Origin of the sequence: Sodalis sp. RH24 (assembly GCF_047324145.1) — a bacterium.
Classification (GTDB): domain Bacteria; phylum Pseudomonadota; class Gammaproteobacteria; order Enterobacterales; family Enterobacteriaceae; genus Acerihabitans.
In genome coordinates, this window is record NZ_CP178729.1 from 2,054,272 (window position 1) to 2,068,192 (window position 13,921).

At 58.4% G+C, this 13,921-nt stretch carries 12 protein-coding genes; 11 read left to right on the forward strand and 1 reads right to left on the reverse strand.

What is annotated here, in order from left to right; all coding sequences use genetic code 11:
• Positions 1–8 precede the first annotated feature (8 nt).
• From corC to ACL2XG_RS09515, 7 genes are all read left to right on the forward strand, one after another.
• On the forward strand, positions 9–887 hold the full coding sequence (gene corC / locus ACL2XG_RS09485; RefSeq protein WP_410016087.1) for a CNNM family magnesium/cobalt transport protein CorC: 879 nt from the start codon (positions 9–11) through the stop codon (positions 885–887).
• Between the two features lie 7 nt (positions 888–894).
• Positions 895–2,424 carry an apolipoprotein N-acyltransferase gene (gene lnt / locus ACL2XG_RS09490; protein ID WP_413722294.1) on the forward strand — a complete coding sequence of 510 codons (1,530 nt, stop codon included), beginning with the start codon at positions 895–897 and terminating at the stop codon, positions 2,422–2,424.
• A gap of 1,411 nt (positions 2,425–3,835) precedes the next feature.
• Positions 3,836–4,426: an MSMEG_1061 family FMN-dependent PPOX-type flavoprotein gene (locus ACL2XG_RS09495; protein WP_410016089.1), complete on the forward strand. Its 591-nt coding sequence runs from the start codon at positions 3,836–3,838 to the stop codon at positions 4,424–4,426.
• Between the two features lie 354 nt (positions 4,427–4,780).
• Positions 4,781–5,677: an amino acid ABC transporter substrate-binding protein gene (locus ACL2XG_RS09500; protein WP_410016090.1), complete on the forward strand. Its 897-nt coding sequence runs from the start codon at positions 4,781–4,783 to the stop codon at positions 5,675–5,677.
• A gap of 151 nt (positions 5,678–5,828) precedes the next feature.
• Positions 5,829–6,569, forward strand: coding sequence for an amino acid ABC transporter permease (locus ACL2XG_RS09505; RefSeq protein ID WP_410016091.1), 741 nt, complete (start codon positions 5,829–5,831; stop codon positions 6,567–6,569).
• Complete coding sequence (gltK, locus tag ACL2XG_RS09510; protein WP_410016600.1) at positions 6,569–7,243, forward strand: glutamate/aspartate ABC transporter permease GltK; 675 nt, start codon at positions 6,569–6,571, stop codon at positions 7,241–7,243. The genes ACL2XG_RS09505 and gltK overlap by 1 nt, the downstream gene beginning before the upstream one ends.
• A complete protein-coding gene (locus ACL2XG_RS09515) occupies positions 7,243–7,968 on the forward strand; it encodes an amino acid ABC transporter ATP-binding protein (protein WP_410016092.1) in 726 nt (241 codons plus the stop codon). Before gltK ends, ACL2XG_RS09515 begins: the two co-directional genes overlap by 1 nt.
• Before the next feature lie 44 nt (positions 7,969–8,012).
• Here ACL2XG_RS09515 and ACL2XG_RS09520 read toward each other — a convergent pair whose 3' ends face one another.
• On the reverse strand, positions 8,013–8,492 hold the full coding sequence (locus ACL2XG_RS09520; protein WP_413722293.1) for a zinc ribbon-containing protein: 480 nt from the start codon (positions 8,490–8,492) through the stop codon (positions 8,013–8,015).
• A 291-nt stretch (positions 8,493–8,783) separates the two neighbouring features.
• On the opposite strand from ACL2XG_RS09520, the gene leuS reads away from it, so the two are divergent.
• Genes leuS through nadD form a run of 4 tightly spaced genes read left to right on the forward strand, consistent with a single transcriptional unit; the run spans position 8,784 to position 13,744 of the window.
• Positions 8,784–11,366 carry a leucine--tRNA ligase gene (gene leuS / locus ACL2XG_RS09525; protein ID WP_410016094.1) on the forward strand — a complete coding sequence of 861 codons (2,583 nt, stop codon included), beginning with the start codon at positions 8,784–8,786 and terminating at the stop codon, positions 11,364–11,366.
• Between the two features lie 14 nt (positions 11,367–11,380).
• Positions 11,381–12,034, forward strand: a complete 654-nt coding sequence (gene lptE, locus ACL2XG_RS09530) for an LPS assembly lipoprotein LptE (protein ID WP_413722292.1) — start codon at positions 11,381–11,383, stop codon at positions 12,032–12,034.
• A complete protein-coding gene (gene holA / locus ACL2XG_RS09535; RefSeq protein ID WP_410016096.1) occupies positions 12,031–13,062 on the forward strand; it encodes a DNA polymerase III subunit delta in 1,032 nt (343 codons plus the stop codon). The genes lptE and holA overlap by 4 nt, the downstream gene beginning before the upstream one ends.
• The gene (nadD, locus tag ACL2XG_RS09540; RefSeq protein ID WP_410016097.1) at positions 13,055–13,744 is read left to right on the forward strand and encodes a nicotinate-nucleotide adenylyltransferase; all 690 of its coding nucleotides are present in this window, start codon (positions 13,055–13,057) and stop codon (positions 13,742–13,744) included. The genes holA and nadD overlap by 8 nt, the downstream gene beginning before the upstream one ends.
• Positions 13,745–13,921: the final 177 nt, after the last annotated feature.

Sequence of the window (13,921 nt, forward strand, 5' to 3'; positions counted from 1 at the left end):
TAAACGCCATGAGCGACGACCATTCGCAAAGCAACGACAGCCCCAGTCCCAAAAAGGGCTTTTTTACCCTTATCCTTAATCAGCTGTTTCACGGCGAGCCAAAAAATCGCAATGATTTACTGGAGCTTATCCGTGATTCCGAACAAAACGAGCTGATTGATCCCGATACCCGCGATATGCTCGAAGGCGTTATGGATATCGCCGAGCAGCGCGTACGCGATATCATGATCCCGCGTTCCCAAATCGTGACCCTGAAAAACAACCAGTCGCTGGAAGAGTGCCTGGATGTGATCATTGAATCCGCGCATTCCCGTTTCCCGGTGATAAGCGAAGACAAGGATCACATCGAGGGGATCCTGATGGCCAAGGATCTGCTGCCGTTTATGCTCAGCGATTCGCAGCCGTTCAGTATGGATAAAGTGTTGCGCCCCGCCGTGGTGGTGCCGGAAAGTAAACGCGTCGATCGCATGCTGAAGGAGTTCCGGTCCCAGCGCTACCATATGGCCATTGTGATTGACGAGTTCGGCGGCGTTTCCGGCCTGGTCACCATTGAAGACATCCTGGAGCTGATCGTCGGCGAAATCGAGGATGAATATGATGACGAGGAAGACCGGGATATCCGCCAGCTTAACCGCCATACCTTCACCATCCGCGCGCTGACGCCGATTGAGGATTTTAACGAAACCTTCGGCACCCACTTCAGCGACGAAGAAGTGGACACCATCGGCGGGCTGGTGATGCAAGCCTTCGGCCATCTGCCGGCCCGTGGTGAAACCATTGAAATAGATGGTTATATTTTTAAGGTCGCCATGGCCGACAGTCGGCGTATCATCCAGGTTCATGTTAAAATCCCCGACGACTCACCCCAACCGATAATGGAAGAATAAACCTTACATGGCGAGCGCATTGCGACTTGAGCGCCAGTGGGTACGTGCGTTGCTGGCGTTATTGACCGGCGCCTGCGGTACCCTGGCGTTTTCACCTTATGACTTTTGGCCGGCGGCGTTAGTCTCGCTGGCCGGGTTGCTGGCGGTGACCCTTAACCGCACGGTGCGGCAGTCCGCCTGGCTCGGTTTTTTCTGGGGCTTTGGGCTGTTCGGCACCGGCATGCGCTGGATTTATGTCAGTATCGACCAGTTCGGCGGGCTGCCCGTCCCGGTGAATATCGGCCTGGTGGCCCTGCTGGCGGCGTACCTGGCGCTGTATCCGATGCTGTTTGGCGGCGTGCTGGCGCGCATCTGGCCGCGCACCTCGCTGTGGCGGCTGGCGGTTGGCGCCCCGGTGCTGTGGCAGGTGACGGAATTCCTGCGCGGCTGGGTGATGACCGGCCTGCCGTGGCTGCAGTTCGGCTATACGCAAATCGACGGTCCCCTGAAGGGGCTGGCGCCGCTGTTCGGCGTCGAGTCCATGACCTTTTTCCTGATGGCCGCGAGCGGCCTGGCGGTGGCCGCCGTGGCGCTGCGCGCCCCCCTGGCCGGCATTTGCGCGCTGGCGGTGCTGTTGCTGCCCTGGCCGCTGCGCGGACTGCACTGGTATGCCCCGCAGGATGCCAGGACGGTGGCTGTGGCCATGGTGCAAGGTAACATTGCCCAATCGCTGAAATGGGAACCCGACCAGGTACGGCCGACGCTTGACGTGTACCTAAGCCATACCCGTCCGTTCCTGGGCAAGGCGCAGATGGTGATTTGGCCGGAATCGGCCATACCGGATGACGAAACCGCCCAGGGGCCGTTCCTGACCGAGCTGGATGCGCTGTTGCGTGAAGAGCGCACCAGCCTGGTCACCGGCATTATCGACACCCGCAGGACAGCGTCGGGCTATAATTATTTTAACAGTATCCTGGTACTGGGGGAGCAAACGCCTTACCGCTACCCCAGCCCGAATCGTTATGCCAAGCATCATCTGGTGCCGTTCGGTGAATTTGTGCCGCTGGAAACCCTGCTGCGTCCCCTGGCGCCGCTGTTCAATCTGCCGATGTCGTCATTCAGCCGCGGCAATTATATCCAGCCGCAGCTGAGCGTTGCCGGCATGAAGCTGACTGCGGCCATTTGTTATGAAATCGTGCTCGGCTCGCAGGTGCGGGATAACTTTCGGCCGGATACCGATTTCCTGCTGACCATTTCCAATGACGCGTGGTTCGGTCATTCCATCGGCCCCTGGCAGCATTTCCAGATGGCGCGCATGCGCGCGCTGGAACTGGGGCGGCCATTGTTGCGCAGTACCAATAACGGTATTACCGCGGTGATCGGCGCCGATGGCGCCATCGAAGCGATGCTGCCGCAGTTTACCCGCGACGTGTTAAGCGCGCGCGTAACGCCGACAACCGGACTGACGCCTTATGCACGCTTTGGCGACTGGCCGTTGTGGGTGCTGACGCTGCTGCTGGGGTTTGCCGCCGTGGTCTTTGGCCGCCGGGCGCGTTAGTAGCCACGGTTTAGGTCGCCATGGTGAGGGCTTCGCTGGCGCTTGCGGGGAAGCGTATGTTGCCATGGTGAGAGTTTCGCCGGCGCTTGCGGGGAGGCTTATGTTGCCATGGTGAGAGTTTCGCTGGCGCTTGCGGGGAGGCTTATGTTGCCACGGTGCGGGTTTCGCTGGGCTTATGTTGCCGCGGTGCGGGTTTCGCTTGCCGTGCGTTAGGTGTTCATATGTCTTGCCGGGTGCCGGCAAGCGACAAAGAGGCCGTACCGCGACGGCCTCCTTGACCTCCGCGCGCCCGGCAGGTCGCGCGTCGCTGCGCGATACCTTCCGCCGCCTGTGCCCCCGTTATGCACCGGCCCGTTATGCGCTCCCGGCGCAAACGGGCCTTTCGCCGCTCCCGGCGGCTCATGCCGGGGGCACAGGCGCCGTCAGCGCGCTTTATGCCGGTCAACATGTCGCTGTTCGTACTGCATGTTATGAAGCGATAGCGGCGCTGTTGCTTAGGATGGGACTGGCGTCGGCTTAGGATCGACCGTGATGGGATGCAACAGGTATGGAATGCAGCTGGCACGACGAAAAGTTGGACATGCGGTCATGCAATAAGGCGTTCATCATTCATGCAACTTAAACCTTACGCTTTAAGTTTTAACAGTACGCATTACGCTTTCAGCCATCAGCCATCAGCCATCAGCCATCAGCCGTTATACTGCAGACTTCAGCCCAAAATAAATACTGCTATTTTTCCCGGTAATCACATACCGCGATGAACCCCAAAACGCTACATTGCTCACAGGCGATGGTGTTGACGTTGTGCCGGCATAGAGTGCGCCGGCAGCGCGCATCTTGGCTGGATGAGCCGCCGGGAGCGGCGAAAGCTAAGGGCCGCGCCGGGAGCGCGTCCCGTGCGGTCCCAAAGCCGGGATGGGCGATGCCGGGGACCGCGCAGCGGCGCACGATCTGCCGGACGCGCGGAGGTCAAGGAGGCCGTCGCGGTACGGCCTCTTTGTCGCTTGCCGGCACCGGACACGCCATATAACCACCGAACGCATGGCAAGCGAAACCTTCACCGCGACAACATAAGCCCAGCGAAACCCGCACCGTGGCAACATAAGCCTCCCCGCAAGCAAGCAAAGCCCCCACCGCGACAACATAAGCCTCTCCGCAAGCAAGCAAAGCCCCACCACGGCTGGCTGCTTCATATTTAAATTCAGGAGCAAAGGTTCATCTCTCTCTGTTATGGCGTGCTACATTCGCGGCAGCCCTATATCAAAAATGTGGCCCGCGCCCTCTTTAGCGCGTCCGCCTTGGGTCCGGCGCCGCAGCCCTAATGCGCGTGCTAATTATTGTTAATCAAACTCATTGCTGTTATCGTGCCACTTGTAACATCCTCGTGACATATTGACCAAAGAGCCTCTGAATGAATCCCGATTCCCGTTATCTGCTAACCGATCCCGCCCAGCTGCGCGAGCATTATGCCCAACCCAACAAAGCGGTGGTGCAAAAACAGATCGATCATCTTGATGCCTACGCCCGCCGGCTGATTGCCCTGTCGCCGTTCATGATCCTCGGCACGCAGGGCGCACGCGGCATTGACTGCTCGCCGAAAGGAGGCGAACCGGGGTTTGTCCAGGTAGAGGATGATAAAACGCTGCTGCTGCCGGATCGTTCCGGCAACAATCGCCTCGATGGCCTTAGCAATATCCTGCACAATCCCTTTGTCGGCATGCTGTTTCTCATCCCCGGCTGGCTGGAGGGATTCCGGGTCAACGGCCGCGCGCGGATTTCCGTCGACCCGGCGCTTTGCCTGCGTTTTGCCCACAACGGCCAGCCGGCGAAAAGCGTGATTATTATCAGGGTGGAAGAGGTCTTTATTCACTGCGGTCGGGCAATCAGCTTCGCCGGACTGTGGGATAACGCGAAACATGTCGACCCCGCTCTGCTGCCCGGCGCGCTGGAAATCTTTAAAGCCCATGTCGCCCTGTCGGCCGCCGGCGCGCAGCCGGCCTGATTCCGCCGCTGCTCCGTTCGGGGGCAAATAATTTGTCTGGCATGGATTTTGCTGTATAACGTTGCGAATGTCGTTAAAAACTGTTTTTTTATGAGTGATTTTTGCCATCCGTGCGCTGCAATGGTGCGCTTATCGCACTTAGATTGTGCAATGAGGCGTCATGCGCCACGCTTTGGTGCGTCTGAACTCACAAAACGAAAACTTTTTCATTTCAAAACATTTACATTCGGCTATTTTTTAACGGTAATCCGTTTTGATTTTACGCTTTAGGCTGGTTCCAAAGCTTAACGTGATACTCATGATTGCGGCGCGCTTACCCCTTGAGCGCCGTAGTGACAGCAAAGGAGTTGGAAAATGCAAATGCGCAAATTGGCTTTATCATTACTGGTACTGGGCATGGCCGGCAGTATGGCCCATGCGGAAGACCTGACGGGCACCCTGAAGAAAATCAAAGATAACGGCGTGATCGTGGTGGGCCATCGGGAATCGTCCGTTCCTTTTTCCTATTACGACAACCAGCAAAAAGTGGTGGGTTACTCCCAGGCTTATTCCGATGCCATCGTGGACGCGATTAAAAAGAAAATTGACGCACCTTCCCTGCAGGTGAAGTACCTGCCTATTTCCTCGCAAAACCGTATTCCGTTGCTGCAAAACGGTACCTACGATTTCGAATGCGGTTCAACCACCAATAACCTGGAACGTCAAAAGCAGGTGGATTTCTCCAATACCCTGTTTGTGATCGGCACCCGTATCGCGGTGAAAAAGGGCAGCGCCATTAAAGACTTCCCCGACCTCGCCGGCAAGACCGTGGTGGTCACCGCGGGCACCACGTCCGAAATGCTGCTCAACAAGCTGAACGACGAAAAACAAATGAAGATGCGCATCATTTCCACCAAGGATCACGGCGATTCGTTCCGTACCCTGGAAACGGGGCGCGCGGAAGCCTTTATGCTGGATGACGCCCTGCTGGCGGGCGAACGCGCCAAGTCCAAGAACCCGGATCAGTGGGATATCGTCGGTACCCCGCAGTCCAAAGAAGCCTATGGCTGCATGATGCGCAAAGACGACCCGCAGTTTAAAAAGCTGGTGGACGACACTATTGTTTCCATCCAGACCTCCGGCCAAGCGGCAAAATGGTATGACACCTGGTTTAAACAGCCGATTCCGCCGAAAAACCTGAATATGAATTTCGATATGTCCGATGACGTCAAAGCGCTGTTCAAAGCCCCTAACGATAAAGCCGTAAACTAATAACGACAATAAGGGCGGGTGACTCCCCGCCCTCTCGATTGCAGGAGGCCAGGACAGACAGACGCAGCGCGGTCGTTCCCCGCGCTGCGGATATCAAGGTCTTCGTCAATCTTCAGGGTAGCGGTGCTACCCTTTTTTACCGGAGTTTTTTATGTCAATAGATTGGAACTGGGGCATTTTTTTTGAAGCGGCCCCTTTTGGCAACACCACCTACCTCGGCTGGCTGTGGGCGGGATTTAAAGTCACCATCGCCGTCTCGTTTTGCGCCTGGATTATCGCGTTGCTGGTCGGTTCGCTGTTCGGCATCCTGCGTACCGTTCCAAATCGTTTTCTTTCCGCTTTAGGAACCTGTTACGTCGAGTTATTCCGTAACATTCCTTTGATCGTGCAGTTCTTCATTTGGTATCTGGTGGTTCCCGAGCTGTTGCCGGTCAATATCGGCACGTGGTTTAAGTCGGGCCTGGACCCGAATGTCCAGTTTTTTGTCTCCTCCATGGTGTGCCTGGGATTGTTTACCGCCGCCCGCGTGTGCGAACAGGTACGCGCCGGCATCCAGTCGCTGGCCTCCGGACAGATGGCCGCCGGGCTGGCGATGGGCCTGACCCTGCCGCAAACCTATCGTTATGTGCTGCTGCCGAACGCTTATCGCGTGATCGTGCCGCCGATGACCTCGGAAATGCTTAACCTGGTGAAAAACTCCGCCGTGGCCTCCACCATCGGTCTGGTGGATATGGCGGCGCAGGCGGGTAAACTGCTGGATTATTCCGCCCATGCGTACGAGTCTTTTACCGCGATAACCCTCGGCTACCTGATTATTAACGCGGTGATCATGTTTGCCATGCATCTGGTGGAGAAAAAAGTACGTCTGCCCGGTCATATAGGAGGTAAATGATGTACCAATTTGACTGGAGTACCATCGTCCCCAGCCTGCCGTATATGCTGCAGGGCATGGCGCTGACGCTGAAAATCACCTTTACCGCCGTGTTCTTCGGCATTATCTGGGGCACCGTGCTGGCGGTCATGCGCCTGTCGCCGCTGTGGCCAGTCAGCTGGTTCGCCAAACTTTACGTTAATCTGTTTCGATCGGTACCGCTGTTGATGGTGCTGTTGTGGTTTTATCTCGTTGTGCCGAGCTTTTTGCAAAAGGTGCTGGGACTGTCGCCGCAAACCGATATCCGGCTGATTTCAGCCATGGTGGCCTTTTCGCTGTTTGAAGCCGCCTATTACTCGGAGATTATCCGCGCCGGCATTATCAGTATTTCACGCGGCCAGGCCTCCGCGGCGCTGGCGCTGGGCATGACGCCCTGGCAGTCCATGCAATTGGTGGTGCTGCCCCAGGCGTTTCGCGCCATGGTGCCGCTGCTGCTGACCCAGGGCATTGTCCTGTTCCAGGATACGTCGCTGGTGTATGTGCTAAGCCTGGCGGACTTTTTCCGCACCGCGTCGTCGGTGGGCGAGCGCGACGGCACGCAGGTGGAAATGATCCTGTTTGCCGGCGCGGTTTATTTTGTAATCAGCCTCAGCGCTTCCCTGCTGGTGAATTATTTGAAGAAAAGGACGGTTTGATGATTTCCCTGAAAAATATTTCTAAATGGTACGGTCATTTTCAGGTTCTGAACGATTGCTCAACCGAAGTGCAAACCGGCGAGGTCGTCGTGGTCTGCGGTCCGTCCGGGTCGGGTAAATCGACGCTGATCAAAACCGTCAACGGGCTGGAGCCAATCCAGCGCGGCCAGATTATGGTCAACGATATCGCCGTCAACGATAAGCGCACCAACCTGGCCCAACTGCGCGCCAAGGTGGGCATGGTGTTCCAGCATTTTGAACTGTTTCCGCACCTGTCGATCATCGACAATCTTACCCTGGCGCAGGTGAAGGTGCTGAAGCGCAACAAGGACGCCGCGCGCGAAAAAGGCCTGAAACTCCTGGAGCGGGTGGGATTGTCCGTGCAGGCCAATAAATTCCCCGGCCAGCTTTCCGGCGGCCAGCAGCAGCGGGTGGCCATTGCCCGCGCCCTGTGCATGGATCCGGTGGCGATGCTGTTTGACGAGCCGACGTCGGCGCTGGACCCGGAAATGATCAATGAAGTGCTGGACGTGATGGTGGAGCTGGCGCAGGAAGGCATGACCATGATGGTGGTGACCCATGAAATGGGCTTTGCCCGCAAAGTGGCCAACCGGGTGATTTTTATGGACGAAGGTAAAATCGTCGAGGATACGCACAAAGAAGCGTTCTTCCAGCATCCGCAAACCGATCGCGCCCGCGACTTCCTGGCGAAAATACTGCACTAGCCGCCCGCGGCGGCCTGTCGCCATGCTGCGGGCAGGCCGCGCCGCTATTGGAACGGACGGCGGTGGAACTGATCAAACCCGCATTCCGGGCAAAGCGGCAACGTTTCCGGCGTGTAAAACGCCAGCGAATGATGGCAACGTTCGCACACCAGGTTGCCCAGCCCGACCACTTCCCCGCTGTTGTAGACGCCGTGATGGCTGACGTCTTTAAACACTTCCTGCCACTCCAGCTGGGTTTTATCGGTGATGTCCGCCAGTTCCTGCCACAGGCTCTCCTTGATGACCCGCGTAAACACGCTGTCGTCATCCTGCGTGCGGCTCTCATCATAGCTGCGGGCGAACTCTTCCAGATCGCGGCGCACCGCCCGGGTAACGTTCTCCACTTCCGCCGGCGTCAAATCGCCGGTGGCCTGCAAACGCAGGCGCGCATCCTCAACCAGCGTATCGATATTCCTTTCGCCCTGCTCAAGCTGTTGACTCAGCGAGGCCAGCAATTCGCGGTAATATTGCGCAACCTTATCCATCGTCTTCTCCTGATTTCCGCCAGCATCACCCGAAATGGCCTTCTGGCCGGGACTAAATTGGTATCATGCTGATAATTTTAGCCTATAACGGTAAACTCATTCGGTATAAAGCATGGCGCAACGCAATAATTCGGCCGGATCCGGGCTTATGTGGCAGAAATACGCATCCGGGCGGCGCTGGGTGTTGTTGCCGCCGTTGCTTATCAGCTATGCTATGCGGATCTTTTGTTATCAACGCTCGGTAGACAACGCGAGCGTAGCTGTATTTTCACTATAGGACCACTGGCTGCCATGCAAGAGCAATATCGCCCGGAAGAGATAGAATCCCACGTCCAGCTTCACTGGCATGAACACCAAACCTTCAAGGTTACCGAGGATACGGGCAAGGAAAAATATTACTGTCTTTCCATGCTGCCCTATCCCTCCGGCCGCCTGCATATGGGCCATGTGCGCAACTACACCATTGGCGATGTTATCGCGCGTTATCAGCGCATGCAGGGCAAGAACGTGCTGCAGCCCATCGGCTGGGACGCCTTCGGCCTGCCGGCGGAAGGCGCGGCGGTCAAGAACAATACGGCGCCGGCGCCCTGGACCTACGACAATATCGCGTATATGAAAACCCAGCTAAAACTGCTGGGCTTCGGTTATGACTGGGACCGGGAGGTCACCACCTGCCGGCCGGAATATTATCGCTGGGAGCAGTGGTTCTTTGCCCGTCTGTACGAAAAGGGCCTGGTCTATAAAAAGACCTCGGCGGTCAACTGGTGTCCCCATGACCAGACGGTGTTGGCCAACGAGCAGGTGATCGACGGCGGCTGCTGGCGCTGCGGCACCAAGGTCGAACGTAAGGAAATACCGCAGTGGTTCGTGAAAATCACCGCCTACGCCGATGAGCTGCTGTATGGCCTGGACAACCTGGAAAGCTGGCCCGAGCAGGTGAAAACCATGCAGCGCAACTGGATCGGCCGCTCCGAAGGGGTGGAAATCCGCTTCCAGGTGGCGCACAGCGAGGAAACGCTGTCGGTCTACACCACCCGTCCCGATACCTTTATGGGCGTGACCTACCTGGCCGTCGCCGCCGGGCATCCGCTGTCGCTGGCGGCCGCGGCCGCCAACCCGGCTCTGGCCGACTTCATCGCCGAATGCCGCAATACCAAAGTGGCCGAAGCCGACATGGCGACCATGGAGAAAAAAGGCATGGCGACCGGCCTGTTCGCCATTCATCCGCTAAGCGGCGAATCCGTGCCGGTATGGGTGGCCAACTTTGTCCTGATGGAATACGGCACCGGCGCGGTCATGGCGGTGCCCGGCCACGATCAGCGCGACTGGGAATTCGCCACGAAATACCACTTGCCGATTAAAGCGGTGATCCTGGACGCCGGCGGCGCCGAGCCGGATTTAAGCCAGCAGGCCATGACTGAAAAAGGCGTGCTGTTCAATTCCGGCGAATTCGACGGTCTCGACCATACCGCGGGCTTTAACGCCGTCGCCGATAAGCTGGTGGCGGCCGGCGTCGGCGAGCGTAAAGTCAATTACCGCCTGCGCGACTGGGGCGTTTCGCGCCAGCGCTACTGGGGCGCGCCTATTCCGATGGTCACCCTGGAAGACGGCACCGTCATCCCGACCCCGGACGATCAGCTGCCGGTGCTGCTACCGGAAGATGTGGTCATGGACGGGATATCCAGTCCGATAAAAGCCGACCCCGAATGGGCGAAAACCACCGTCAACGGCCGGCCGGCGCTGCGCGAAACCGATACCTTCGATACTTTTATGGAATCGAGCTGGTACTACGCGCGTTATACCTGCCCGCACTTCGACAGCGGCATGCTGGACCCCGCCGCCGCCAATTACTGGCTGCCGGTGGATCAATATGTCGGCGGCATCGAGCATGCCATCATGCATCTGATGTATTTCCGCTTTTATCATAAGCTGCTGCGCGACGCCGGCCTGGTGAGTTCCGACGAACCGGCCAAACGCCTGCTGTGCCAGGGCATGGTGCTGGCGGACGCGTTCTATTACCTGGGTAGCGGCGGCGAACAGATCTGGATCTCGCCGGCGGATGTCGAGGTGGAACGCGATGAAAAAGGCCGTATCGTCAAAGCCACCGATAAGGATGGCCGCGAGCTGGTCTATGCCGGCATGAGCAAGATGTCCAAATCGAAAAACAACGGCATCGATCCCCAGATCATGGTGGAAAAATACGGCGCCGATACCGTGCGTTTGTTTATGATGTTCGCCTCGCCGGCGGAAATGACGCTGGAATGGCAAGAGTCCGGCGTCGAAGGGGCCAACCGCTTTTTGAAGCGCGTGTGGAAACTGGTCTACGATCATACGCAGCTTGGCGCCGCCGGCCGGCCGGATGTGGCCGCCCTTGACGAGGCGCAGAAATATTTGCGCCGCGAACTGCATAAAACCATTGCCAAGGTCAACGACGATATCGGCCGCCGCCAGACGTTCAATACCGCCATCGCCGCTATTATGGAACTGATGAACAAGCTGGCGCGGGCGCCGCAGGACACCGCGCAGGATCGCGCCCTGCTGCAGGAAGCGCTGCTGGCGGTGGTGCGCATGCTGTATCCGTTTACCCCTCACGCCAGCTTTGCGCTGTGGCAGGCGCTTGGCGGCGAAGGCGATATTGACAGCGCCCCATGGCCGGTTGCCGATGAAACGGCTATGGTAGAGGAAGCGAAGCTGGTGGTTATCCAGGTCAATGGTAAACTGCGCGGAAGAATTACCGTTCCCGCCGACGCCGACGAAGCGCTGGTGCGTGAACGCGCCGTCCAGGAACACCTGGTGGCGAAACACCTGGAAGGGTTCACGGTGCGTAAAGTGATTTACGTGCCTGGCAAACTGCTTAACCTGGTTGTGGGTTAAGACAAGGAGGCGTTGTGCGACATCGTACTATAGCGTTGTTGCTGGGGCTCGCGGTGCTGGTTACCGCGGGCTGCGGTTTTCATCTGCGCGGCACCACAAAAGTGCCAAATGAATTAAAGACCTTAACCTTTAGCAGCTACGATCCCTACGGACCGCTGACCCGGGCCGTACGCGCCCAGTTGCGGCTCAGCGACGTCACCATCGTCAAGGACAAGGATCCGCGGGCCAAAACCCTGCCGTCGTTGCGCCTTACCAGCTCGATGGAAGACCGTTCTACGGTATCGGTGTTCCAGGATGGTAAAGCCGCCGAATACCAGCTGGTGCTTGAGGTGGAGGCCCAGGTGCTGACGCCGGGTAAGGATATTTTCCCCATCCGCATCCGGGTATTCCGTTCGTTCTTTGACAACCCGCTCACCGCGCTTGCCAAGGACAATGAAAACGACATTATCCGCCAGGAACTGCGTGAACAGGCGGCGCAGCAGTTAGTGCGCAAACTGCTGGCGGTCCATGCCGCGGTTGAAGCCAACGACGCCGTGGACGCCACGCTGCAAAAAACGGCGCGGGCCAATGCCGTCACCGGCGCCAAGGGAACCACCGCTACCAACACGGACGGCGCCGCGGGCATTGAAGTCATTCAAACGCCGACCTCGGCCACGGAAGAGCAATGATCAGGCTTTACCCGGAACAGCTGGGCGCGCAGCTGAAGGAAACGCTGCGCCCCTGCTATTTGCTGTTCGGGAACGATCCGTTGCTGCTGCAGGAAAGTCAGGATGCGATTCGCCGCCAGGCGCAATCGCATCAGTTCAGTGAGCATTTCAGCATTACGCTCGACGCCGCCACCGACTGGGATGACATTTTCAGTCTTTGCCAGGCGATGAGCCTGTTCGCCAGCCGCCAGACCCTGCTGTTAATCCTGCCGGAAAACGGCGCCAGCGCTCCTATCGGCGAAAAATTATTACTGCTTTCCACCCTGCTCCACCCGGATTTGTTACTGATGCTGCGCGGCGCCCGCCTGACGCGCGCGCAGGAAAACAGCGCCTGGTTCAAGGCGCTGAGCAAGGATGCGGTATTCATCACGTGCGCCACGCCCGAGCAGGCGCAGTTGCCCCGCTGGGTGGCGACGCGCGCCAAAACCATGAACCTGACGCTGGACGATGCGGCCAGCCAGCTGCTGTGCTACTGCTATGAAGGCAACCTGCTGGCGCTGTCTCAGGCCCTGGAGCGTTTATCGCTGGTCTATCCCGACGGCAGCCTTACCCTGCCGCGGGTGGAAACGGCGGTTAACGACGCGGCGCATTTTACCCCCTTCCATTGGGTGGACGCGCTGTTGGGCGGCAAGAGCAAACGGGCGGCGCACATCCTGCGGCAGTTACGCCAGGAAGCCAGCGAGCCGGTAATCCTATTGCGCAGCCTGCAACGGGAGGTATTAACGCTGCTGGCATTGCATCGCGATATGCAACGCATGCCGCTGCGCGCCCTGTTTGATCAGCATAAAGTCTGGCAAAATCGCCGGGCGCTGCTGACCCAGGCACTGCAGCGCCTGTCATCCCGCCAGCTGCATCAGGCGGTCGGCCTGATGGCCAGTATGGAAATCGCCCTGAAGCAGGATTACGGCTATCCGGTCTGGACCGATCTGGAAGCCCTTTCCCTGCTGCTGTGCGGCAAATCACTGCCCGAGACCCTGATAAATGTCTGATATCGCCGACACCACGCCCCGCGCCGCAGCGCAGGCCGGACGACTGACCGCTATTTTCGGCGGCACTTTTGACCCGATTCATTACGGCCATATCAAACCGGCCATCGCGCTCGCCAGGCTGGTGGGTCTTGAGCGCATCACCCTGCTGCCCAATAACGTGCCGCCCCACCGCCCGCAGCCTGAGGCCAGCGCGCAGCAGCGCCTGACCATGGTGCAGTTGGCGATAGCCGACACCGCAGGCTCGCTGTTTGATATCGACGACCGCGAGCTGCGGCGCGACAATCCGTCCTGGACGGTGGAAACCTTCGAAACCCTGCGCCGCGAGCGCGGCGCCGACGCGCCGCTGGGTTTTATCATCGGCCAGGATTCCCTGCTGACCCTGCCGCAATGGCACCGGGGCCTCGAACTGCTCGATACCTGTCATCTGCTGGTTTGCGCCCGGCCGGGATATGGCGGTAAGATGGCGACACCGGCATTGCAAGCCTGGCTCGAGTCCCGGTTAACCGAGGATATCAGCCGATTGCACCGGCAGGCCGCCGGGCTTATCTATCTGGCGCCGACGCCGGAGCTGTCGATTTCCGCCTCATTGATTCGCGAACGCCGCCACGCCGGATTGCGCTGTAACGATATGCTCTCGCCATCGGTGCAACGTTATATTGATGAACAGGGCTTATATCGCTAGTGAGCGGCCCATGCTATACTGCGCGGCTTAATTCTTCGGCTGAAGCTTAGGCTTTCTCCCGCCCGCCGCCTATGGCGTGCCGGTCCCGGCCGTAAGATCCCGGTCAGTCAGTTCTGGCATATCCGCCAGGCAGCCAACCTCTACATTTGCGGTGTCCATCGCGACAACGCATGCAAA